Source organism: Streptomyces flavidovirens DSM 40150 (assembly GCF_000429085.1).
In the GTDB taxonomy this organism is placed as follows: domain Bacteria; phylum Actinomycetota; class Actinomycetes; order Streptomycetales; family Streptomycetaceae; genus Streptomyces; species Streptomyces flavidovirens.
The window spans coordinates 70,221-91,858 of record NZ_AUBE01000016.1 but is presented as its reverse complement, the minus strand read 5'-3'; the positions used below and the strand labels follow the sequence as shown (position 1 = coordinate 91,858).

Below are 21,638 nucleotides of genomic sequence, written 5' to 3'. Positions count from 1 at the left end.
AGAGCGTATCGGCCAACCGTGTTCCTATGGCATATGTCTGCACGAACTGTCTCGACGAGACTCCGGCAGAGTAGAGCGGAAGCCCGGCGGAAGACCGGATCTGTGCTGCCCCCGTCGCGCGCCCGCCGAACTCTCCCCGGCTGTGCGAGGGGACGCCGTGGCGTGCGTAAGGGTCCGTCTAGGGTGGGGCCATGGCAATTGCGGCGTCCGGCACTTCGTTCCTCAGCGATCCGACGAGTGAGGTCATGGCCGATCCGTACGGCCTGTACGCGCGCCTCCGTGAGGCCGGGCCCGTGCACCGGATCGCCGGGCCGGACGGGCGGCCCGCCTGGATCGTCACCCGTTACGACGACGTACGTCAGGCGCTCGCCGATCCGCGGCTGTCGCTGGACAAGCGCCGTGCCCTGCCCGGCGGTTACCAGGGATTCGCGCTGCCGCCCGCGCTCGACGCCAACCTGCTCAACATGGACCCGCCCGATCACACCCGCATCCGGCGCCTCGTGACGCAGGCGTTCACCGCCGGGCGGATCGAAAGGCTCCGGGAGCCCGTCCGGCGTACCGCCGACGCGCTGCTGGACGACATCGCCGCCGACGGGCGGGCCGATCTCGTCGCCGCCTACGCCGCACCGCTGCCCATCGCCGTCATCTGCGAGCTGCTGAGCGTGCCCCCGCGGGACCGGCCGGACTTCCGGGACTGGACGGACGCGCTGGTCGCGCCCGACCCCGCGCGGCCGGGGCGGGCGAAGGAAGCCATCGGCGGCATGCTCGGGTTCTTCGGACGGCTGATCGCGCACAAGCGCGCCGAGCCCGGCGACGACCTGCTGTCCGCGCTGATCGCCGTACGGGACGAGAACGACGGCGACGACCGGCTGAGCGAGGACGAATTGATGTCGCTCGCCTTCCTCATCCTCTTCGCCGGGTACGAGAACACCGTCCAGCTCATCGCAAACGCCACTCTCGCCCTGCTCCGCCACCCCGGACAACTCGCGAAGCTCCGCGCCGACCCGGCCAGGATCCCGTCCGCGGTCGAGGAGCTCGTACGGTACGACGGGCCCGCGCTGCTGGCCATCCGCCGGTTCCCCGTCGAGGACCTCCTCATCGGCGGTGTCACCGTGCCGGCCGGGGAAACGGTGCTGCTGTCTCTTGCGGCCGCCGACCGCGACCCCCTCCGCTTCCCCGAACCCGACCGGCTCGACCTCGACCGTGACACGGCAGGTCACCTCGCACTCGGCCACGGCATCCACTACTGCCTGGGCGCGCCCCTCGCCCGGCTCGAGACCGAGATCGCCCTCGGCGCGCTGCTGGAGCGTTTTCCGCGACTGGCGCTCGACGTGCCGTACAGCGAGCTGCGATGGAGGCCCTCGACACGCGCCCGAGGACTTCTCACCCTTCCCGTGCGCTACTGAGGAGCCAGGATGACCGCCGATCTTGTCATTACGGGCTGCACCGCCCTGGTGCACAGCGAACACGGCGAGATCGGGTTCGCCGAGAACGCCGGCATCGTCGTACGCGACGGCGTCATCCAGTCCGTCACGTCCGCCCCGGAGGCGGCCCATGTGCCGTCCGTCGAGCGCATCGACGCGAGCGGTCAGCTGGCGATGCCCGGCTTCATCAACTGCCATACCCACACACCGATGGTGGCGCTGAGGGGCATCGCGGAGGACCTCGCGGTCGAGGAGTGGTTCAACGACTGGATCTGGCCCATCGAAAGCAACCTCACCGACCGTGTGGTGGAGCTCGGGGCGCTGCTGGCCTGCGCCGAGATGATCCGGGGTGGGGTCACATCCTTCGCCGACCACTACTTCTCGATGGACCGGGTGGCCGCCGCCGTCACCGAGAGCGGCCTGCGGGCCAACCTGGGCTGGGCCTACTTCTCCAGCCAGGGCCCCGAAGGACGCGAACGTTCACTGGACTTCGCGCTGCGGCTGCGGGGCGCGGCCGGAGGGCGGATCACCACATCCCTGGCCCCGCACGCCCCGTACACCGTGGACGACACCGATCTGGCGGCCACCGCCCGGCTCGCGCGCGAGCACGGGCTGCCCGTACACCTCCACGCGGCCGAGAACAAGGCGCAGACGGACAGCAGCCTGGAGCGGTACGGGCGTACGCCGATCCAGGTGCTCCAGCGCGCCGGACTGCTGGACGTCGACCTGCTCATCGCGCACGGCACGGGGATCAGGGAGGAGGACCTGGCGGTGCTCCAGGAAGGCGGTGGGCGGATCGCCGTCGCCACAGCCCCGAGGGGGTACCTGAAGTTCGGCTGGGGCACCACTCCTGTCCGGGCGCTGAGCTCCATCGGGATTCCCGTCGGCCTGGCGACCGACGGGGCGGCCTCGAACAACACTCTCGATGTGTGGGAAAGCATGACCCTCACCGCGCTGGTGCAAAAGTCCGTCGAGCAGGACCCCACGTGGATGACCGCCCGGCAGGCGCTCGATCACGCGACCCGCCAGAGTGCCCTGGCCGTGGGACTGCCAGGTAAGGCAGGGGCGCTTGCGCCCGGATTCCGGGCGGACTTGATCCTGGTGGACCTCACCGGACCGCATACGCGGCCTGTCCACGACATCGCCGCCACCCTGGTGCACAGCGCGCGCTCCAGCGACGTGCTGACCACAGTCGTCGACGGCCGGATCCTCATGCGGAACAGGCGACTTCTGAGCCTGGACGTGCCGGCGATCGTCAGTGAACTGGACTCCTTGCTGCCTGACCTGATCAAGCGGCGCGGTGGGCGGCGGATCCAGGTCTACAACGGTTGAGTGTGCCGGTGAAAGGTGAGGATGTTGAGTCGGGGGCACCCCCTAGGGCCGTCGCCAGGTCTCAAGTAACACGTCGATGACTGCCCGCACTTGGGCGCGGGCCTTGTGCCGCGGCACTCCGCTCATGAGCAGTGCGTCGTACGCCGTGTCCTCGTGGCGTACGGCAGCCCGTACCGCCGCCGTCACCGCCTCCTCGGCCAGTGAACGGCCCGCCGCGCTGCGGCCCACCCTGCCGCTGCCGCGTTGTGAGGTATGGGCGGCGATGGCTTGGGCCCGGGGCGCTGGACAGGACGGGAAGAGGCGGAGGATCTCGGCGGTCAGGGCGGCGGTGAAGCGTACGTCCTCGGCCGCGCGGCGGGCCGCGTCGCGTTCGCGGCGGCGGGCCCGGGCGTCGGCGTCGGCCAGACAGGCCGCCTCGGCGCGGGCCAGGGCCGGTGACTCGACGAGGAGGCCCTGGCGTTCGTAACGCTTGCGGCGTCGGTTGTGGCGGATGACCACCGCCCAGAGCGAGCTTGCCTCGCGGGCTCTGCGCGTCAGGGCCGCGTTGCCTCGCGGGAGGTAGACCAGGTGGGCCAGGTCGGCACAGTCGAGGCAGATGACCGCGTTGAACTCGAGGAGGTGGAAGCGCAGGGGGCCCTGTCGGCACTCGGCGCAGTGCCGTCGCTGCCGTGGTTCTGGTTCGATCGCCACCAGGTCCATGCGGGGAGCGTACCCAGCCGCCGGCAGTGGTCAGCGCACGCTCCGAGCCGCCGCGAGCTGCACGCGGATCAGACCCTGTCGGGCCGCTGAGCGCAGCGGGCAACCGTCGTGCGCAACCCCTGGGGCGTGGGGTGGGACTCGGGTACGGTGAGGCCGTTTCGGCGGCTGAGGCGACGGGGTACCTGTTCAAGTCTGGTGTCCGGTAGGCAAGTTGGGGGAGGGGTACCCATGGGGTTCTTGAAGTTGCCGCGGTTGTCGCACTCGCTGCGGTCACTGCGGTCGCTGCCGCTCGTGCGGAACGGTGAGCAGAGATGGGGGCGCAAGGGCATGGTTCTCGGCGGATGTGTGGCGGCGCTCGGGATGGTGCCGTCCGCCGCGCTCGCGACGCCCGGCAGCGGAGTGAGCGGCACGGTGCTGGCCACCGGTACGTCCTCCGGGACCATGAAGGTGGAGGCCAAAGGGGTCACCGATGTGGTCGTACGCACCATAACCATCGCTCCCGGCGGCTCGACCGGCTGGCACCACCACCCCGGTCAGCTCATCGCCGTCGTACAGAAAGGCACGTTGTCGCGGACGCTCGACGACTGCTCCGTCGAGACGACGACCGCCGGCCAGTCCTTCATCGAACCGTCCGGAGCCAAGCACCGGCACATAGGGCGCAACCTCGGGAGCGAGCCGGTCGTGCTGTACGTGACCTACATGCTGCCAGCCGGCAGCCCGCTCTCAGTGGACGCCGATGCGCCCGCCTGTGAGGCGGGGGAGTAAGGAGCGCGACGCGGTCGGCAGCGCGGGGTGACGAGGTTCGTCGCGGGCTGTGCCTCCGGGTGCGGCTAGGGTCGGTCTCATGACTTCGGATCTCTGGGCCGCGCTGCCCGCCGCCGTACGCGAAAAAGTCGACGAACTCGTCGTCGAGGGGCGGTCGGTCCAGGCCGTCTTCGCCGTCCGCTCCTCCGGTGTCACGCCGAGGCCCGGGCTGCACGCCTGCCAGGACCTGATCGCGGAGCGCGGTGCGGCGCTCGCCGGGCGATCGGAACCCGGCTCGTCCGGCTCGCCCTCATGAGGTGACCGTGCGGTTCGAAGCGATCACCTGGGAACGGCTCACCGCCGCCCTCGCGGACCATCTCGGCGGCCCGGAGGCCGACGGGCAACCGTCGTCGCCGTGGCTCAAAGTCGCTGTCGACGGCGCACCTGCCGCCCGTACCGGTGAGGTCGCGGAGCGGCTCGCCGAAGCGCTGAGGCTACGTGGCCGAACGGTCCTGGTCGTCGCTGCGGAGGGGTTCCTGCGGCCCGCGTCGCTGCGCTACGAGTTCGGCAAGGAGGACGCCGACTCGTACTACGACGGCTGGTTCGACATCGGTGCCCTGTGGCGCGAGGTCTTCGGCCCACTGGAGCCCGGTGGTACCGGACGCGTGCTGCCCGACCTGTGGGATCCGGCCACCGACCGGGCGACGCGCAGTCCGTACGTCCAGCTGCCGCCCGGCGGTGTGCTGTTGCTGCACGGCCCGATGCTCCTGCGGCACTGGTTCCCGTTCGACCTGACGGTGCATGTGCGCTTGTCAGCAGGGGCGTTGGAGCGCAGGACGGAGGCGGGGGCGAAGTGGACGCTGCCTGCCCTGGCCCGTTACGAGCGGGAGGCGGAGCCGGGGGAGGCCGCCGATGTGCTCGTACGGGCCGATGATCCACGGCATCCGGCGTGGAAGGGTCCGCCCGGTCACCACAGCTAGGTTCCGGCCCGCTTCCACCCCACCGTTACCGCCGTGGCGGCGGCCGCCCGCCCATCACGGTCACCGCACGCGCCCCCGCCCCGCATCCCACCGCGGCGGCCCGCGCATCATCCGCACCGGCAAGGCGCGCCGCGAGGAACGCACCCGCGAACGCGTCGCCCGCACCCGTCGTGTCCACCGGCTTCGCCGGAACAGCCGGAATCCGGCCGTGCACGCTGCCGGCGGCGGCGAGCAGCGCTCCTCCCGCGCCCAGGGTGGTGGCGACGAGCGGAAAGTGGCGGCTCAGCTTGGCCGCCGCGTCCGCCGGCTCCGGCAGCCCGGTGAGCAGCCGGGCCTCGTCCTCATTGGGCAGCAGCACATCCGCCCCGGACACGGCCTCCAGGAAACGGTCCACCCCCAGCGCGGTGATGAACCCCGCCGACGCCGGATCCACGCTCACCGTCACCGCCCGCTCCCGCGCGGCCCGCAGCGCCAGGCGGGCCGTTTCCCGGCTCGTATCGGCGAAGAAGAGGTAGCCGGAGAGATGGAGGTGGGCGACTCCGTCCAGGAGGGACGCGGACCAGTCGGCGGGGGAGAGGCGCAGGGCGGCGCCGCTGTCGGTGAGGAACGTGCGCTCGGCGGCGGCGTCGACCAGGGAAATCACGGTGGCGGTCGCCGCCTCCTCGTCGAGCACCACCTGCGGACGCACACCCGCACTCCGCAGCCGCTCCTCGTGCCAGGCGCCCGCATCCGTACCGGCCCGCGCCAGAAGCCGTACGTCCGCCAGTCCCGTGTACGCCGCCCAGCAGGCCACGTTGGCGCCGGCTCCGCCCGGCAGCGTCCGGATCTCCGCCGCCGTGTCGGTCGCCCGCACCAGCGGCGTGCGATGGCGGGCCACGACATCGGTGACCACATCGCCGACCACCAGCAGCGCGCCGCCCGAGCCGCCGTTTCCACCCGCATGCGCGCCTCCTCCGTCGCGTCCAGCGAACTCTCCCACCCCTCCTCTCGGGTCCTCGCTCATGCCTGGGCCCACGCGGCCGAGATCCGCGCCGCCAGTCGTACGTTGCCGCGCACCGCCGCCAAGTTGGCCTCCAGCGAAGCCCCGTCCGTCTTGCGGGCCAGGTAGTCCAGCAGGAACGGCGTGACGCCTTGGCCCGTGATCCCGCGCTGCCCGCACTCCTCCAGCGCTTCGGCCAGCACCCGGTCGTGCAGCGCCGGGTCGAGCTGCTCGGCCTCCGGCACGGGGTTGGCGACGACCAGCGCCGCTTCCGGCCCGCCCAGCGCGTCCTGGGCACGCATCACGGCCGCCACTTCACCCGGCGTCCGCACCGTCCAGTCCACCGGTTCTCCCGAACTGCTCAGGTAGAACCCCGGAAAGTGCCCCGTGCCGTACCCGAGGACCCCGACGCCGAGTGTCTCCAGCCGCTGCAAGGTCGCCGGTACGTCGAGGATCGACTTGACCCCCGCGCACACCACCGTGATCCGCGTCTGGGCCAGCAGCGCCAGGTCCGCCGACTCGTCCTGCGTCTCGGTCCACTCCCGGTGTACGCCGCCGAGCCCGCCCGTGGCGAAGACCCGCAGACCGGCACGGGCGGCCAGGAACGCCGTCGCCGACACGGTCGTCGCCCCGCTCGCGCCTGCCGCCAGCGCCGGCGCGAGATCGCGGTGCCCCAGCTTGCGCACCGAGTCGTCGTTGGCGACCCGCTCCAACTGCGCCTTGTCCAGCCCGATATGTGCTCTGCCGTCGAGGACGGCGACCGTGGCGGGAACGGCTCCGACCGTACGTACCTCCTCCTCCAGCTCCTCCGCGACCCGCAGATTGCGTGGACGCGGCAGACCGTGCGCGATGATCGTCGACTCGAGGGCCACGACGGGGCCGCGCCGCTCCAGCGCCTCCCGTACCTCTTCGGACATCAACAGTGCGGTGTCAGGCATGCCCCCATTCCTGGCGCGTCGGCCGGGCCCTCAAACGTCACACGGCGCGCCCCTTGCACCCGGCGGCGATCACGCCGCAGCCTGTGGGGATGACAGAAACACAGCTCGATCACGTCGTACTGTGGGTCAACGACCCCCTCTCCTCACTGGAGTTCTACGAGAAGACCGTCGGCCTGACGGGCGTACGAGCCGCCGAGTACGCGGAGGGCAAAGCGTCCTTCCCCTCCGTGCGTGTCTGTGCCGGGTCCCTGCTCGACCTCGTCCCGCTCACCATGGCCGGGTCCATGAACGCCATCCTGGGCGCCGAGGGCACGGCCGGTCAGCCGGTCAACCATGTCTGCCTCGCCATGGACAAACAGGCCTTCGAAGCCCTGCACGGGCGCCTGGAGGACAGCGGTGTCGCCGTCTCGCCGTACTCCCACAACAGTTTCGGAGCCCGCGGTGCCGCCCCTCGCTCCTTCTACTTCCGCGATCCCGACGGGAACGTCATCGAGGCCCGCCACTACGACGAGTGACCTGAACCAGACGCCTTGTCCCGCCCCGCACCCGTAGCAGCCACCTGCGATCCCAAAGTAACGGTCACCACTGACAACGGGCCTCGGTGAGGCTCTTCGGGCACCTCCCGCTAAGGTGACGCGCCATGACGACTATCGATCAAGTCCCCGCCTCGTTCTCCGTGCACATCCCGGACGCGGACCTGGAACCGGAGCCGCTCGACCCGGACCAGATCGTGTCCGGCGAACCGGTGGTGACGGGCAAGGTGCTGTGGGAGTCCCCCGACGGCAAGCAGGTGCGCGGGATCTGGGAGATCACGCCCGGTGTGGTCACCGACACCGAGGCCAACGAACTCTTCGTGGTGGTCAGCGGGCGTGCCACGGTCGAGGTGGAGGGCGGCGACACCCTGGAGATCGGTCCCGGTGACGCGTGTGTGCTGCGCGAGGGCGACCGTACGACCTGGACCGTGCACGAGACGCTGCGCAAGGCCTACCACATCAGCCTTTAGCGGCCGGTTCGGTTTCTCCCGCGGGCTCGGCAGGTTCTCCCGCCGGCTCGGCGGGGCGGTCCCGTGTGGCCATCAGGACGAGCGCGGCCATCGGCAGCAGCAGGCAGGCGCCGATCGCGTTGAGCCAGCCATAGCCGGCCTGCGCGACGATCAGGCCGGCGGCAGCGCCACCGATGCCCGCCGCCGAGTTCATGGTCAGGTCCGACAGGCCCTGGACGGCGGCGCGGGCGGGCTGCGGCACCGAGTCGGTGAGCAGCGCGGAGCCCGAGACCAGGCCCGCGGACCAGCCGAGGCCTAGTACGAACAGGCCGGCGGCGGTCTGGGCGTGGCTGGGACCCGCCGTACCGGCCAGCAGGGCGGCGAGGCCGAGCAGCCCGGCCGCGAGGCCGATGACCGCGAGCCGGCCGACCCGGTCGGACAGCCAGCCCATGACCGGCGAGAACGCGTACATGCCGGCGATGTGACCGCTGATGACGAGACCGACCAGTTCCAGATCGGCTCCGTGATGGCCCAGGTCCACGGGGGTCATCACCATGATCGAGACCATGACGGTGTGGCTGACGGCCACGGTCACCAGGGCGAGCCCGGCCCGCGGCGAGGCGGCGACCGCCGCGACTCCGGCGCGCAGTGAGCGGCCCTGCGCGGACTGCGATTCCGCCGGGGCCAGGGCCCGCGCGGTGAGGAGCGGGTCCGGGCGCAGCAGTACGGCGACGACCAGGCCGGTGACGAGGAAGATCCCGGCGGCCCACAGGAACGGGCCCGCCGTCACGGGTATGGAGGTACCGCTGAAGGCGCGGCCCGCCGGGGCCGCCATGTTGGGACCGAGGACCGCGCCGATCGTCGTGGCCCAGACGACCGTCGAGATCGCCCGGGCGCGCCGGTCCGGTTCGGCCAGATCGGCCGCGGCGAAACGCGCCTGCAGGTTGGCCGAGGACGCGGCACCGAATCCGGCCATGCCGAGCAGGAGCAGCGGGAAGTTCCCGATGACGGCGGCGGCGACCACGAGTGCCGCGCCGAGAGCGCCGATCAGGTAGGCGAGGACGAGTCCCGGACGCCGGCCGCGCGAGGTCATCAGGGAAGCCAGCGGGATGGACAGCAGGGCCGTGCCGGCGACGGAGGCGGTCGGCGCCAGTCCCGACACCGCCTCGGTACCGCTGACTTGGACCGCCAGAACGGGTGCGAGGGCGATGCCGATGGCCACACCGAGCCCGCCGAGGATCTGGCTCACGACGAGCACGACGGAGGTACGCCGCTGGAGGGCGCGCAGCGCGTCGGGTCCGGGCACGGCCGCTGCCGCGGATGCCTTGCCGGCCGGATTGCCGGCCGGATTGCCGGCCGGCTCGTCGGTCGTAGTCACAGCGCGTACGCCTTTCCCCCGTCGGCGGCGAGCGCTGCGGCGATTCGGCGGTTCGTCCGACGCCGCTCGCCGCCCTCACTCCGCTTGCTGCTGTGGACTGGTGCGGTCATGCCGCCGGTGGACATGACCGCGCTCTGCCCGCGCTGGAGCATCGGCCCGGTTTCGGCCGAGCGGTCGCGCGGCGGCACGGTCAGGACGGGCGACTGGAGCGGCTTGACCAGCGTCTCTCCCTCCAGCGGGAAGATTCCCAAGGTCACGAGGGAGTCGTCGGGTATCGGCAGGCTCTCACCGATCGGCAGACGGTCGGCGAAGGAGCCGGGTCCGAGCTCGCGCGCAGCAGAGGTGGTAGTCACCGCCGCAGTGTGCCAGTCCTTACGCACGTACGAAACCGAGAGGGCACACCCGCGTCCGTCAGGCACGGGCCGGGCTCAGAACAGCGGCCGCGGCAGCACCCCTTCGAGCGCCAGCAGCGCCCGCTTGGTCTCCAGACCGCCGCCGAACCCGCCGAGTCCGCCGTCGCTTTCCACCACCCGGTGGCAGGGCACCACCAGGGGCAGTGGATTCGACCCCATCGCCGCCCCGACCGCCTGCGCCGCGCCGGGCTGTCCGACCCGCTCCGCCAGATCGCCGTACCCGACGACCGCGCCGTACGGAACGCCGGTCGCCAGCTCACGCAGGACCTGCCGGTTGAACCCGGCGCTGAGCGACCAGTCCAGCGGCAGAGCGAAGGCGCGCAGGTCGCCGGCGAAGTACGCCGCGAACTGCCGTATGGGCTCGGCCAGCCGTACGGAGCCGGGCGCCTCGGTCACCTCGGTGCCCAGCCGCGTCCGCAGCCGGGCGAGCGTCTTGTCCCGTACCGCGGGAACGGCGTGGAAGGCCACGCACACCAGGCCCGTGTCGGTGGCGGCGAGAAGCAGCAGCCCGATGCCGCTGTCGCCGCTGCCGGTGACCGTCCACTCCACGAACTGCCCGTCGCTGTCCATGCGCACCACGGTACGACCGGCCACTGACAACGGTCCGGGCAACAGCCCCGGCGCTACCCGCCGACGGCGTCCCGGACGATGTCGGGGTTGTTGGTGATGATCCCGTCCACGCCGAAGTCGTTCACCCGCGTCGCGGCCGCCGCGGTGTTCACCGTCCAGGTGCTGACCTGGAGCTGCTTGCCGTGCGCGCCCTTCAGCTTGTGGACCGCAGCGACGTAGTCGGCCGTGAGCGAGGTGTGCGTCGGATTGATCTGGTCCGTGAATCGCGCGTATGTGGGCAGGTCGGCGACCGCCGGCATCCCGAGGAAGCCGGTCGTGAGGTCGGGCCGCTGCTCGTGCACGGCCTTCACGCTGTCGGCACCGAAGCTCTGGATGACGAGCCTGTGCTTGACGTGGTGGCGGTTCAGCCAGCCCTCCTGGCGCAGTACGCGCAGGGTGTCCTTTTCGATGCCCGGGTAGAGCTCGGGCTTCTTGATCTCCAGGAGCAGCTTCTGGTGGTTGCGCTCGACCCGGTTCACGTACTGCCTCAGGGTCGGCACGCGCGCGCCGGTGAACTCCGGTCCGAACCAGCTGCCCGCGTCCAGCGTGGCGATCTCCGCCGCGGTGAAGTCCTTGATCTTCCACGGTGCGCGGCCGGGGAAGAGCTGCTCGACGTTCGTGGTCCTGGCGAGGCTGTCGTCGTGGACGACGACCAGTTCGCCGTCCTTGGTGCGCTGTACGTCGTTCTCCACCCAGTCGAAGCCCATCCGGTCGGCCAGGTCGATCGCCGCCAGCGTGTTCTCGGGCGCGTATGCGGACGCGCCCCGGTGGGCGATGACGGCGGGCTCGTCGTGGGCGCCGGCGGGACCGGCGGCCTGGGTGGCCGGGGCGGGCAGCAGCAGTGCGGCGGCGCCCAGGAGCGCGGCGGCCGTGGCGGTGCGTGCGTACACAAGGACTCCTCGCATGGTGTGATCACGGACGGTCCGAGAGTGACAGCGAATAGTCAACGATGGACAGGCGAAGGATGGCCACGAAGTGAACGAAACCGACCCGGCCGCGTCACGTGTCAATTGCCCCGTGCGCTGAATTGCCGGGAAAGCGTGTACTGATCACCGGGCTCCGCCTACGCTCGCCAAAAACAGGCCTCCATACCACCAGTGGGGCCCTCCCCACCCGGCGACGGAAGCTGAAGGGCGCAAAAACGCATGCAGGGCACTGTCGACGGATTCAGCTACGGCCTCGTCACCCCGGTCGCGGCGTACGTCATGGCCTGTCTCGGCGGCGCGCTCGGACTGCGCTGCACCGCGAGGTCACTCATGAACGCGCATGCCTGGAAGACCGGCTGGCTGGCCCTCGGCGCGACCGCCATCGGCTCGGGAATCTGGACCATGCACTTCATCGCCATGATGGGTTTCGCGGTGAAAGAGACCCCGGTCGGCTACGACGTGACCCTGACGTACGCCAGCCTCGGAGTCGCCGTCGTCATGGTCGGCATCGGCGTCTTCATCGTGGGACACCAGCGAGTGACCCCGATGGCCCTCGTCACGGGCGGCACGATAACCGGTCTGGGGATCGCCACCATGCACTACCTCGGTATGGCCGGAATGCGACTGCGAGGCCAGCTCCAGTACGACACGTTCACCGTCGCCCTCTCCGTGGTGATCGCGGTGGTCGCCGCGACCGTCGCGCTCTGGGCGGCCGTGTCGATCCGCGGATTCTGGCCCACTCTGGGCGCGAGCCTGGTCATGGGCGTCGCGGTGAGCGGCATGCACTACACCGGCATGGCGGCGCTCAGCGTCCATCTCCACGGCGCCGGGACCGCCGCCGGCGGCGGGACGTCCACTTCCGCCCTGATGCCGATGCTGATCGGCCCGGCGGTCTTTCTGTTCCTGGCGGGCGTGGTCGTGCTGTTCGATCCGCTGCTGGTCAGGGGCCGGTCCGACCGGCAGCGCCACGGCGGACCCAGTGTCCCGCGCCCGGCCCCGAGAACCTCCCGGCGCCGGTGACCCGGCGCGATCACCACATGAGTGTCAGTGCCGGGTCGTACGGTTGATGCATGCGGCCCGTTTCAAGCATCGAACGTACGGTGGCGCCCTTCGAGGTCGTCAGTTCCTACCAGCCCAGCGGTGACCAGCCGGCGGCCATCGCCGAGCTGGAGCGGCGTATTCGCGCAGGTGAGAAGGATGTCGTCCTGCTCGGCGCGACCGGCACCGGCAAGTCGGCGACCACCGCCTGGATGATCGAGAAGCTCCAGCGGCCCACGCTCGTCATGGCGCCGAACAAGACCCTGGCGGCCCAGCTTGCGAACGAGTTCCGCGAGCTCCTGCCGAACAACGCCGTCGAGTACTTCGTCTCGTACTACGACTACTACCAGCCCGAGGCGTACGTCCCGCAGTCGGACACGTACATCGAAAAGGACTCCTCGATCAACGAGGAGGTCGAGCGGCTGCGCCACTCCGCGACGAACTCGCTGCTCACCCGCCGCGACGTCGTCGTGGTCGCCTCCGTCTCCTGCATCTACGGCCTCGGTACGCCGCAGGAGTACGTGGACCGCATGGTGCCGCTGAAGGTCGGCGAGGAGATCGACCGCGACCAGTTGCTGCGCCGCTTCGTCGACATCCAGTACACGCGCAACGACGTGGCCTTCGCGCGCGGCACCTTCCGGGTCCGCGGCGACACCATCGAGATCTTCCCGGTCTACGAGGAGCTGGCCGTCCGTATCGAGATGTTCGGCGACGAGATCGAGGCGCTCTCCACCCTCCACCCGCTCACCGGCGAGATCATCAGCGAGGACCAGCAGCTCTACGTCTTCCCCGCCAGCCACTACGTCGCCGGACCCGAGCGCATGGAGAAGGCGATCAGGGGCATCGAGAAGGAGCTGGAGGACCGGCTCGCCGAGATGGAGAAGCAGGGCAAGATGCTGGAGGCCCAGCGTCTGCGCATGCGCACCACCTACGACCTCGAGATGATGCGCCAGATCGGAAGCTGCTCCGGCATCGAGAACTACTCGATGCACATGGACGACCGCGCCCCCGGCACCGCGCCGCACACCCTCCTCGACTACTTCCCCGAGGACTTCCTGCTGGTCATCGACGAGTCGCACGTCACCGTCCCGCAGATCGGCGCGATGTACGAGGGCGACGCGTCCCGCAAGCGGACCCTCGTCGACCACGGCTTCCGGCTGCCGTCCGCCCTCGACAACCGCCCCCTGAAGTGGGAGGAGTTCCAGCAGCGCATCGGCCAGGCGGTCTATCTCTCCGCCACCCCCGGCGCGTACGAACTCTCGCGCTCCGACGGCTTCGTGGAGCAGATCATCCGCCCCACCGGCCTCATCGACCCCGAGGTCGTCGTCAAGCCCACCGAGGGCCAGATCGACGACCTGGTGCACGAGATCAGGAAGCGCACCGAGCGGGACGAGCGCGTCCTGGTCACCACCCTCACCAAGAAGATGTCCGAGGACCTCACCGAGTACTTCCTCGAACTGGGCATCCAGGTCCGCTATCTGCACAGCGACGTCGACACGCTGCGCCGCGTCGAGCTGCTGCGTGAGCTGCGCTCCGGCGAGTACGACGTCCTGGTCGGCATCAACCTGCTGCGCGAGGGCCTCGACCTGCCCGAGGTGTCGCTCGTGGCGATCCTCGACGCCGACAAGCAGGGCTTCCTGCGGTCGGGCACGTCCTTGATCCAGACCATCGGCCGCGCGGCGCGCAATGTCTCCGGTCAGGTCCACATGTACGCCGACAAGATCACCCCGGCGATGGAGAAGGCCATCGACGAGACGAACCGTCGCCGGGAGAAGCAGATCGCGTACAACACGGCGCACGGAGTCGATCCGCAGCCGCTGCGCAAGAAGATCAACGACATCGTCGCCTCGATCGCGCGCGAGCAGGTCGACACCGAACAGCTCCTCGGCACCGGCTTCCGGCAGGCGAAGGAGGGCAAGGGCGCCAAGGCCCCGGTGCCCGTACTCGGCGGGAAGGCGGCCAAGGGGGCAAGGGCGGGCAAGAAGGGCGATGTGCTCACCGACCGCCCCGCCGCCGAACTGGCCGCGCTCATCGAGGAGATGACGGAGCAGATGCGTGGCGCGGCCGCGGAGCTGCAGTTCGAGGTGGCCGCGCGGCTGCGCGACGAGGTGGGGGAGCTGAAGAAGGAACTGAGGCAGATGAGGGAGGCGGGGCAGGCCTGACGGGGCGGCAGCCGCCCGGAACCTGGTGTGTTGCAAGACCGACACAAAGTCCGACGCGACTGTGGCGGCCCGGACGCGACTGCGTAGGGTTCTGGGCAGCCGCACGCACACGGGCGGGCCGCGGGGTATGCAAGGAGAGGGGACAGCGCGTGGTGGATGTATCCAAGGGCAGCGCGCCCGGGGGACCTGGCGTCAATCTGACCAAGGGTCAGGCCATCAGCCTGGAGAAGAAGGGCGGCGGCACGCTGACGGCCGTCCGGATGGGGCTCGGCTGGCAGGCGGCGCCGCGGCGCGGTCTGTTCGGCTCGCGCACCCGGGAGGTCGACCTCGACGCCTCGGCGGTCCTGTTCGCGGACAAGCAGCCGGTCGACGTCGTCTTCTTCCGTCACCTCGTCAGCGACGACGGCTCCGTCAAGCACACCGGTGACAACCTGGTCGGCGGCGCCGGCCAGGGCGGGGACGACGAGGCGATCCTCGTCGACCTCCAGCGCGTGCCGGTGCACATCGACCAGATCGTCTTCACGGTGAACTCCTTCACCGGCCAGACCTTCCAGGAAGTGCAGAACGCGTTCTGCCGCATCGTCGACGAGACCAACGGCGAGGAGATGGCCCGCTACACGCTCGACGGCGGCGGCCAGTACACCGCCCAGATCATGGCCAAGGTGCACCGCGCCGGCGCCGGCTGGCAGATGACGGCCATCGGCACCCCTGCCAACGGCCGTACCTTCCAGGACCTGATGCCGTCGATCCTGCCGCACCTGTAACAGGCGACTGCCAACAGGCGACTGCCGAAAAGTACGCGCAGCTCCCGGAGGCATCGCGGCCGCCGGGAGCTGCACCACATACACACGGGGGAGACAGGCGATGACGGCCGAGCTGGTCCGGGGGCAGAACCACCCCTTGCCCCAGGCCCGTTTGGAGATCCGGGTGTCGGCCGGCAAGCCGGTCGTGGCCGGTGCCACCCTCGGCGACGAACAGGGAACGGTACGCGGCACGGAGTGGGTCGCCCACCCCGGCTCGCCGAACCTCCCCGGCCTCGAAGTGTCCAAGCAGGCCGCGGCCGACCACCGGCTTGCCGTGGATCTCGAGGCGCTGCCCGAGACCGTGCACCGCGTCAACGTCCTGCTCGCCCTCCCCCTGGGCGTGGGCGGCCCCGCCCGCTTCGGCGCCGTCGCGGCCCCCTTCGTCTCCGTCACCGGACTCGACGGCTCCGAGGTCGTCAACTACACCGTGACCGGCCTGGACACCGAGTCCGCCGTCGTCGCCCTGGAGCTCTACCGCAGGCAGGGCAAGTGGAAGGTACGCGCCGTCGGTCAGGGTTACGCGGGCGGTCTCGCCGAGATGCTCGGCGACCAGGGGCTTGCGCAGGCCCGCGAACTGGCCGCCGCCATCCAGGACGCCGTCAGCAGCGGCATGGCCCGTTCCGTCGCGCCGCCACCGCCCCGCGGCCCGGGCGACGACCGGGTGCGGCGTACGACGTCCCACGCGACGAACGGCGGACGCGAGACACCGCCCGACGCCACGCCGCCCCCCGCGGCCGCCCCCGCGCCCGTGCCACCCGTGCCCACGGCGGCGGGCGGCCCGCAAAGCGGTGCCCCACAGACCACTCAGGGCCCACAGTCCACTCAGGGCGGCCCCATCGACTACGCGCACCCGCGCCGCCGGAACACCGCGCCGCCGCCACCGCCGCCCGCCGCCCCACCCACCCCGCCGGGCCAGTACCCGCAGCCCGTCGCCGGTGACGCTTCCGGCTGGTCCATGGAGGAGCGGCTGTACAACCAGGTGTGGGGCATGTTCGAAGACCTGGCCCGTACGGTCGCGGCGTACCGCAGCGCGGTCGACTTCGCCGAGTCCCGGATGGACCAGGAGCTCGACAAGGCACTCTCCGACCCCCGCAGCCGGATCGGCACCGCGGGCGACACCGCCCGCGCGACGGCCCGTGCCAAGCACGACAAGCTCGTCGGCCAGGCCCGCGACGTACTGGAGCGCGACCTGGCCCAGCTCGCCGCCGAGACCGACGTCGTGGAGCCCGCCCTGCCGCCCGCCTTCGCCTCCTGGGACAACCCGGTCTGGCACGGCTACCGGGTGCCCATGGAGATCCCGATGGCCCTGCGCGTCGGTGACCTGCACCTGCCCGAACGCCCGGACCTGCGCATCCCCATGCTGGTGCGCCTGCCGCTGGAGCGCGGTCTGTGGATCGACAGCGGCCGCTCCGGTTCCGAGACCGCGTTGCTGATGGAGTCCGACCAGCTCCGCAGGGCGGCCATGGAGACCGCCGCGGCGCACGCCGCACGCCTTCTGGCCGTTTACCCCGCGGGCGAGTTCACCGTCCATGTCATCGACCCGGCGGGCACCGGCGCGCCCGCACTCGCCCCGCTGACCGAGGCCGGCGTGCTCGACGCGCCGCCCGCCGCCGGTGCCCAGGGCGTGGCGGCGGTGCTGGCCAAGCTCACGCAGCGGGTGGAGCTGGTGCAGATGGCCGTCCGCGGCGGGGTGACGGACTCGCTGCCGCCCGACCTGGACACGGCCGAGCAGCTCTTGATCGTCAACGACTTCCCGCACGGTTTCGACGACCGCGCCGTCACCCAGCTCCGCTACCTGGCCGACGAGGGCCCGGCGGTCGGCGTGCACCTGATGATGGTCGCGGACCGCGAGGACGCGAGCGCCTACGGTCCGGTGCTCGACCCGCTGTGGCGGGCGCTGCTGCGCGTCACACCGGTGCCCGACGACCACCTGATCGACCCGTGGGTCGGTCATACGTGGACGTACGAGCCGTTGCTGCCGCCGCCGGGGAGTCAGGTGGTACGGCAGGTGCTCGCTCAGGTGGCGACGGCGAGGCGGTCACTACCCCGCTGACCAGCGCTTTTGAGAGACTCTTTACCCATTCCTTTACCTTTTCTTGGTTCTTCCTGTACTCTGCGTGGAGCGGAGGGGAGTACTCCCGGCTGCGACGTACCCGTCAATACGGACCGCCATCGGTCCCGGGGCGTCGGCCCGAGTCGCGCGGAACGCGCTCGGGTGGAAGAGACCTCCGGCAGCGACGACGCTGAGTGAGATGCCGTAGCTATCTGCCGGAGGCGCAGTGGACGTATCTATGACCCTGTGGGCTGTGACCATTTTCGGTCTCATCGCCCTGATCGCAGTCGACTTCCTCATCGGCCGCAAGCCGCATGACGTGTCGATCAAGGAAGCCGGAATCTGGACGGTCGTCTGGATCGTCCTGGCCGTGCTCTTCGGCCTGGGACTGCTGATATTCGGCACCGCGCAGGCATCCGGTGAGTTCTTCGCCGGCTTCATCACCGAGAAATCGCTCAGCGTGGACAATCTCTTTGTCTTCGTCCTGATCATGGCGAAGTTCTCGGTGCCGTCCCACCTCCAGCAGCGTGTGCTGCTCATCGGTGTGCTGATAGCGCTGGTGCTGCGGGCGATCTTCATCGCGGCCGGCGCCGCGGTCATCGCCAACTTCTCGTGGGTCTTCTACATCTTCGGCGCGTTCCTGATCTACACCGCCTGGAAGCTCATCCAGGAGGCGCGGGCCGAGGAGGAGGAAGAGGCGTACGAGGAGAACCGTCTCCTCAAGTCGATCGAGAACCGCTTCGGCGTCGCCGACAAGTACCACGGCACGAAGCTCTTCATCCGGAACAACGGCAAGCGCATCATGACGCCCCTGATGGTCGTCATGCTCGCCATCGGCACCACCGATGTGCTGTTCGCGCTGGACTCGATCCCGGCGATCTTCGGCCTCACCCAGGACCCGTACATCGTCTTCACCGCCAACGCCTTCGCCCTCATGGGTCTGCGGCAGCTGTACTTCCTCATCGGCGGACTGCTCAAGAAGCTGGTCCACCTGAGTTACGGCCTGTCGGTCATCCTGGGCTTCATCGGCGTCAAGCTGGTGCTGCACGCCCTGCACGAGTCCGGGGTGCACGTCCCCGAGATCTCCATCCCCTTCTCGCTGACGGTCATCTGCGGCGTCCTGATCGTCACCACGATCACGAGCCTCATCGCCAACAAGAAGACGGAGCAGCGCGCGGAGGCCGAGGCGGCAGAGGCTGCCAAGGCCGACGACGACAAGGAGAGCGTCGGCTCGTGACCGCGTAGCGGACTCACCGCCGGTGCGAGCGGGCAACACCGCTCGCACCGGCCGGTTCTCGTGGTGCGGGCCCGGCGTCAGGCAGCGGCGGGTTCCGCCACCGGGTCGGCCACCGGCCTGGTCTCCGGCAGCAGTGCGAAGCAGCCCAGGCTGAGCAGTGCGATGGCGGTGAGATAGAGGGCGACACCCCACGGCGGCCCTTCACCGTGCGCCACCGCCGTCGCGACGAGGGGGGTCAGCGCGCCGCCGAGCACGCCCGCGAGGTTGTAGCCGACGGCCGCGCCCGTGCAGCGCACCCTGGGCTCGTACAGTTCCGGCAGGTACGCGGCAACTACCGCGAACATGGTGATGAACGCCAGTTGCGCACCGAGGAAGCCCAGGAACATCAGCAGCGGCTCGGCGGTATGCAGCAGCGCGACCATGGGGAACATCCACAGCGCCGCCGCCGCGCAGCCCGCCAGACACAGCGGCTTGCGCCCGTAACGGTCACTGAGCATCGCGGCGAACGGAGTGGCCGCGCCCTTGATCGCCACGGCGGCCATGATGCAGGTGAGCATCACTGTGCGGCTGACGCCCAGGTGCTCGGTCGCGTACGACAGGGACCACGTCGTCACGGCGTAGAACACGGCGTATCCGACGGCGAGCGCGCCGGCCGTGAGCAGGACGAGCCGCCAGTGGTCGCGTACGACCTCGGTGAGCGGGACGCTCGCGCGCTCGCCGCTCTCGGCGAGCTCCTTGAACTGCGGGGTCTCGGACAGGGACGTACGCAGCAGGAGTCCGGCCGCGGCCAGCAGGCCGGCCGCCCAGAACGGCACGCGCCATCCCCACGCGGCGAACTGCGCGTCGGTCAGCGAGGCGGAGAGGGCCAGCATGACGCCGTTGGCCAGGAGGAAACCGACGGAGGGACCGATCTGGGGGAAACTCGCCCACAGTCCGCGGCGGTTCGCGGGGGCGTGTTCGGCGGTCAGCAGCACCGCACCGCCCCACTCGCCGCCGAGCCCCAGACCCTGCAGAAAGCGCAGCACCAGAAGGAGTACGGGCGCCGCGACTCCGATCGACCCGTACGTCGGTACGCAACCGACGGCGACGGTCGCGATTCCCGTGAGCGACAGTGAGGCGAACAGGACAGGACGGCGTCCGTAACGGTCGCCGATGTGCCCGAAGACGACAGATCCGAGCGGTCGTGAAATGAAACCGACTGCGAAGGTGCCGAACGCTGCGAGCGTTCCCGCGAGTGGCGAAAAGGTCGGGAAGAAGAGCGGTCCGAGAACGAGCGCGGCGGCCGTTCCGTAGACAAAGAAGTCGTAGAACTCGATGGCTGTTCCGGCGAGCGACGCGGTGGCGAGGCGGGTCATGGAGGGAGGTCGTTCTTCGCGCATGCGCCCACAACTACCCAGCGTGAAGCGCGGTTACGGGCTGCATCGAAGTAGTCGTACCGGCTAGAGCGGCACATCACTCTCAGGGGGCAGACCCCTCTACCAGCCGCGCTCGCGCCACTCGGCCAGGTGCGGGCGCTCGTTGCCGAGGGTGGTGTCGTTGCCGTGTCCGGGGTAGACCCACGTCTCGTCGGGGAGCCGGCCGAAGAGCTTCTCCTCGACGTCATTGATGAGGCTCGCGAAGGCCTGCGGGTCCTGCCACGTGTTGCCCACGCCTCCGGGGAAGAGGCAGTCCCCGGTGAAGACGTGCGGGTGCCCGTGCGGGTCGTCGTAGACCAGGACGATGGAGCCCGGAGTGTGGCCGACGAGGTGGCGGGCGGTGAGCTCGACGCGTCCGACGCGGACGGTGTCGCCGTCGTCCAGCAGCACGTCGGTCGGGACGGGGATGCCCTCCGCGTCGTACCGGCCCGCGTACGTGCGCGCCCCGGTCGCTGCCACGACCTCGGCGAGGGCCTGCCAGTGGTCGCCGTGGCGGTGGGTGGTGACGACGGACGCGATGCCGTCGTCACCGATCAGCCGCAGGAGAGTCTGCGGCTCGGCGGCCGCGTCGATCAGAAGCTGTTCCCCGGTGTCGCGACAGCGCAGCAGATACGCGTTGTTGTTCATGGACCCGACCGCGACCTTGGAGATCATCAGGTCCGTGAGCTCGTGCACGTTCGCCCGGCCGCCGACCTTCACCGCTCCGCTGTACGTCATGGAGTCAGCCTATAGCGGCGGCAGCGCGGGCAGCGGGGCGCCGGCGGTGTCGAGAGCGGCCCCGTCGCGCCGGCCCGCGAGCCAGCCCAGCAGGTCGGGAGCGCTGCCGGTGACGGTCACGGGATCGCCTCCGGTGCTTCCCGTACGCCACTGCCGTCCGTCGGCGGCCGTCAGTACGATCGCGGGTACGTCGGCGTTCCCCGCGAAGCGGTCCGCGAGGAACGCGATCTCGCGTCCCGTGAACTCCTCCGGCAGGTCCTCCAGCTCGTAACCGATGCCCAGGTCCACGTGGTGCAGCTCGACCTCGACGAGGCGGCGGAAGGGGATGCGCGAGGCCGAGTCCGTGACGCCGCCCCGCAGGGCGACCGTACGGGACCAGTCGGCGGGGGCGGCGGCCGTCTCGTCGAAGCGGGCCGCGCTGTCGCGCACGTCCTCCAGGTGTACGGCGAGGGGGCGCGGGGCGTCGCGCGCGATGTCGGCTTCGCGCACCTCGGCGCTGGCGTACATGGGCCGGCCGGACAGGACGTTCACGAGAGCGTCCGCGTTACGGGCCAGGTGGGCCAGGACATGACCGCGCGTCCAGCCGGGCAGCCGTGACGGTTGCGTCACGTCGGCGTTGTCCAGCTTGCCGGTCGCGGCGAGGAGCCGGTCGGTCGCTTCGCGTACAGAGGCCAGGTCGCGCACGTGATCATTCATGACTCCGACGATAGTCCGGCCACACGATCGGGTGAAGCCGACTGGGTGAGGCCATAATTCGAATGCGCGTGCTATACGCTCGTCGGAGGCATCAGGAATCCTTACAACATCGC

General features: G+C 70.4%; 22 protein-coding genes. 12 read left to right on the top strand and 10 right to left on the bottom strand.

What is annotated here, in order from left to right; translation table 11 throughout:
• Positions 1-191 precede the first annotated feature (191 nt).
• Together G412_RS0121815 and G412_RS0121810 are read left to right on the top strand one after the other, a co-directional pair.
• Positions 192-1,406 (top strand): cytochrome P450 family protein, encoded by a 1,215-nt coding sequence (locus G412_RS0121815; protein ID WP_051338535.1) that lies wholly within the window; start codon positions 192-194, stop codon positions 1,404-1,406.
• Positions 1,407-1,415: 9 nt separating this feature from the next.
• Positions 1,416-2,756 (top strand): amidohydrolase, encoded by a 1,341-nt coding sequence (locus tag G412_RS0121810; RefSeq protein ID WP_028813936.1) that lies wholly within the window; start codon positions 1,416-1,418, stop codon positions 2,754-2,756.
• A 42-nt stretch (positions 2,757-2,798) separates the two neighbouring features.
• Here G412_RS0121810 and G412_RS0121805 read toward each other — a convergent pair whose 3' ends face one another.
• Positions 2,799-3,455, bottom strand: coding sequence for a DUF2293 domain-containing protein (locus tag G412_RS0121805; RefSeq protein ID WP_028813935.1), 657 nt, complete (start codon positions 3,453-3,455; stop codon positions 2,799-2,801).
• Between the two features lie 327 nt (positions 3,456-3,782).
• Here G412_RS0121805 and G412_RS0121800 point away from each other — a divergent pair, with 327 nt between their 5' ends.
• The 3 genes from G412_RS0121800 (at position 3,783) to G412_RS0121790 (ending at position 5,179) form a co-directional block, all read left to right on the top strand.
• A complete protein-coding gene (locus G412_RS0121800; protein WP_037649539.1) occupies positions 3,783-4,220 on the top strand; it encodes a cupin domain-containing protein in 438 nt (145 codons plus the stop codon).
• 79 nt (positions 4,221-4,299) lie between these two features.
• The gene (locus G412_RS35515) at positions 4,300-4,515 is read left to right on the top strand and encodes a hypothetical protein (protein WP_037649510.1); all 216 of its coding nucleotides are present in this window, start codon (positions 4,300-4,302) and stop codon (positions 4,513-4,515) included.
• Positions 4,516-4,522: 7 nt separating this feature from the next.
• Positions 4,523-5,179: a nucleoside/nucleotide kinase family protein gene (locus G412_RS0121790; protein ID WP_028813933.1), complete on the top strand. Its 657-nt coding sequence runs from the start codon at positions 4,523-4,525 to the stop codon at positions 5,177-5,179.
• Positions 5,180-5,204: 25 nt separating this feature from the next.
• On the opposite strand, the gene G412_RS0121785 is transcribed toward G412_RS0121790, so the two are convergent.
• Together G412_RS0121785 and G412_RS0121780 are read right to left on the bottom strand one after the other, a co-directional pair.
• The gene (locus G412_RS0121785) at positions 5,205-6,182 is read right to left on the bottom strand and encodes a carbohydrate kinase family protein (RefSeq protein ID WP_078607248.1); all 978 of its coding nucleotides are present in this window, start codon (positions 6,180-6,182) and stop codon (positions 5,205-5,207) included.
• On the bottom strand, positions 6,179-7,096 hold the full coding sequence (locus G412_RS0121780) for a pseudouridine-5'-phosphate glycosidase (protein WP_028813931.1): 918 nt from the start codon (positions 7,094-7,096) through the stop codon (positions 6,179-6,181). Before G412_RS0121780 ends, G412_RS0121785 begins: the two co-directional genes overlap by 4 nt.
• Positions 7,097-7,185: 89 nt before the next feature.
• Between G412_RS0121780 and G412_RS0121775 the strand changes: the two genes are divergently transcribed.
• Positions 7,186-7,611 carry a VOC family protein gene (locus G412_RS0121775; protein WP_028813930.1) on the top strand — a complete coding sequence of 142 codons (426 nt, stop codon included), beginning with the start codon at positions 7,186-7,188 and terminating at the stop codon, positions 7,609-7,611.
• A 125-nt stretch (positions 7,612-7,736) separates the two neighbouring features.
• Positions 7,737-8,099, top strand: coding sequence for a cupin domain-containing protein (locus tag G412_RS0121770; protein ID WP_028813929.1), 363 nt, complete (start codon positions 7,737-7,739; stop codon positions 8,097-8,099).
• Here G412_RS0121770 and G412_RS35510 read toward each other — a convergent pair.
• The 4 genes from G412_RS35510 to G412_RS0121750 form a co-directional block, all read right to left on the bottom strand.
• Complete coding sequence (locus G412_RS35510; RefSeq protein WP_051338541.1) at positions 8,089-9,384, bottom strand: MFS transporter; 1,296 nt, start codon at positions 9,382-9,384, stop codon at positions 8,089-8,091. The genes G412_RS0121770 and G412_RS35510 overlap by 11 nt on opposite strands.
• A gap of 68 nt (positions 9,385-9,452) precedes the next feature.
• Positions 9,453-9,809: a hypothetical protein gene (locus tag G412_RS0121760; RefSeq protein WP_028813928.1), complete on the bottom strand. Its 357-nt coding sequence runs from the start codon at positions 9,807-9,809 to the stop codon at positions 9,453-9,455.
• Between the two features lie 75 nt (positions 9,810-9,884).
• A complete protein-coding gene (locus G412_RS0121755) occupies positions 9,885-10,439 on the bottom strand; it encodes a methylated-DNA--[protein]-cysteine S-methyltransferase (protein ID WP_028813927.1) in 555 nt (184 codons plus the stop codon).
• Between the two features lie 53 nt (positions 10,440-10,492).
• Entirely contained in the window at positions 10,493-11,368 is an 876-nt protein-coding gene (locus G412_RS0121750) for a glycerophosphodiester phosphodiesterase (RefSeq protein WP_028813926.1), read from the bottom strand.
• A 255-nt stretch (positions 11,369-11,623) separates the two neighbouring features.
• Here G412_RS0121750 and G412_RS35505 point away from each other — a divergent pair, with 255 nt between their 5' ends.
• The 5 genes from G412_RS35505 (at position 11,624) to G412_RS0121725 (ending at position 18,697) form a co-directional block, all read left to right on the top strand.
• Positions 11,624-12,424, top strand: a complete 801-nt coding sequence (locus tag G412_RS35505; protein WP_051338534.1) for an MHYT domain-containing protein — start codon at positions 11,624-11,626, stop codon at positions 12,422-12,424.
• A 50-nt stretch (positions 12,425-12,474) separates the two neighbouring features.
• Positions 12,475-14,604, top strand: coding sequence for an excinuclease ABC subunit UvrB (gene uvrB, locus G412_RS0121740; protein WP_028813925.1), 2,130 nt, complete (start codon positions 12,475-12,477; stop codon positions 14,602-14,604).
• A gap of 197 nt (positions 14,605-14,801) precedes the next feature.
• The gene (locus G412_RS0121735; RefSeq protein ID WP_028813924.1) at positions 14,802-15,368 is read left to right on the top strand and encodes a TerD family protein; all 567 of its coding nucleotides are present in this window, start codon (positions 14,802-14,804) and stop codon (positions 15,366-15,368) included.
• A 100-nt stretch (positions 15,369-15,468) separates the two neighbouring features.
• Positions 15,469-17,460, top strand: a complete 1,992-nt coding sequence (locus G412_RS0121730) for a TerD family protein (RefSeq protein ID WP_028813923.1) — start codon at positions 15,469-15,471, stop codon at positions 17,458-17,460.
• A 226-nt stretch (positions 17,461-17,686) separates the two neighbouring features.
• Positions 17,687-18,697, top strand: a complete 1,011-nt coding sequence (locus tag G412_RS0121725; RefSeq protein ID WP_028813922.1) for a TerC family protein — start codon at positions 17,687-17,689, stop codon at positions 18,695-18,697.
• Between the two features lie 77 nt (positions 18,698-18,774).
• On the opposite strand, the gene G412_RS0121720 is transcribed toward G412_RS0121725, so the two are convergent.
• The 3 genes from G412_RS0121720 to G412_RS0121710 form a co-directional block, all read right to left on the bottom strand.
• On the bottom strand, positions 18,775-20,052 hold the full coding sequence (locus G412_RS0121720; RefSeq protein ID WP_028813921.1) for an MFS transporter: 1,278 nt from the start codon (positions 20,050-20,052) through the stop codon (positions 18,775-18,777).
• Positions 20,053-20,172: 120 nt separating this feature from the next.
• Positions 20,173-20,829 carry an MBL fold metallo-hydrolase gene (locus tag G412_RS0121715; RefSeq protein WP_028813920.1) on the bottom strand — a complete coding sequence of 219 codons (657 nt, stop codon included), beginning with the start codon at positions 20,827-20,829 and terminating at the stop codon, positions 20,173-20,175.
• Between the two features lie 9 nt (positions 20,830-20,838).
• On the bottom strand, positions 20,839-21,525 hold the full coding sequence (locus G412_RS0121710) for a maleylpyruvate isomerase family mycothiol-dependent enzyme (RefSeq protein WP_028813919.1): 687 nt from the start codon (positions 21,523-21,525) through the stop codon (positions 20,839-20,841).
• Between the last annotated feature and the right edge of the window lie 113 nt (positions 21,526-21,638).

Excerpts from the sequence above, each read along its gene's own strand:
- G412_RS0121710 (WP_028813919.1), bottom strand. The coding sequence starts at position 21,525 with ATGAATGATCACGTGCGCGACCTGGCCTCTGTACGCGAAGCGACCGAC.
- uvrB (WP_028813925.1), top strand. The coding sequence starts at position 12,475 with ATGCGGCCCGTTTCAAGCATCGAACGTACGGTGGCGCCCTTCGAGGTC.
- G412_RS35505 (WP_051338534.1), top strand. The coding sequence starts at position 11,624 with ATGCAGGGCACTGTCGACGGATTCAGCTACGGCCTCGTCACCCCGGTC.
- G412_RS0121805 (WP_028813935.1), bottom strand. The coding sequence starts at position 3,455 with ATGGACCTGGTGGCGATCGAACCAGAACCACGGCAGCGACGGCACTGC.
- G412_RS0121785 (WP_078607248.1), bottom strand. The coding sequence starts at position 6,182 with ATGAGCGAGGACCCGAGAGGAGGGGTGGGAGAGTTCGCTGGACGCGAC.
- G412_RS0121730 (WP_028813923.1), top strand. The coding sequence starts at position 15,469 with ATGACGGCCGAGCTGGTCCGGGGGCAGAACCACCCCTTGCCCCAGGCC.
- G412_RS0121775 (WP_028813930.1), top strand. The coding sequence starts at position 7,186 with ATGACAGAAACACAGCTCGATCACGTCGTACTGTGGGTCAACGACCCC.
- G412_RS0121815 (WP_051338535.1), top strand. The coding sequence starts at position 192 with ATGGCAATTGCGGCGTCCGGCACTTCGTTCCTCAGCGATCCGACGAGT.
- G412_RS0121770 (WP_028813929.1), top strand. The coding sequence starts at position 7,737 with ATGACGACTATCGATCAAGTCCCCGCCTCGTTCTCCGTGCACATCCCG.
- G412_RS35515 (WP_037649510.1), top strand. The coding sequence starts at position 4,300 with ATGACTTCGGATCTCTGGGCCGCGCTGCCCGCCGCCGTACGCGAAAAA.
- G412_RS0121720 (WP_028813921.1), bottom strand. The coding sequence starts at position 20,052 with ATGACCCGCCTCGCCACCGCGTCGCTCGCCGGAACAGCCATCGAGTTC.
- G412_RS0121715 (WP_028813920.1), bottom strand. The coding sequence starts at position 20,829 with ATGACGTACAGCGGAGCGGTGAAGGTCGGCGGCCGGGCGAACGTGCAC.
- G412_RS0121800 (WP_037649539.1), top strand. The coding sequence starts at position 3,783 with ATGGTTCTCGGCGGATGTGTGGCGGCGCTCGGGATGGTGCCGTCCGCC.
- G412_RS0121780 (WP_028813931.1), bottom strand. The coding sequence starts at position 7,096 with ATGCCTGACACCGCACTGTTGATGTCCGAAGAGGTACGGGAGGCGCTG.
- G412_RS0121755 (WP_028813927.1), bottom strand. The coding sequence starts at position 10,439 with ATGGACAGCGACGGGCAGTTCGTGGAGTGGACGGTCACCGGCAGCGGC.
- G412_RS0121810 (WP_028813936.1), top strand. The coding sequence starts at position 1,416 with ATGACCGCCGATCTTGTCATTACGGGCTGCACCGCCCTGGTGCACAGC.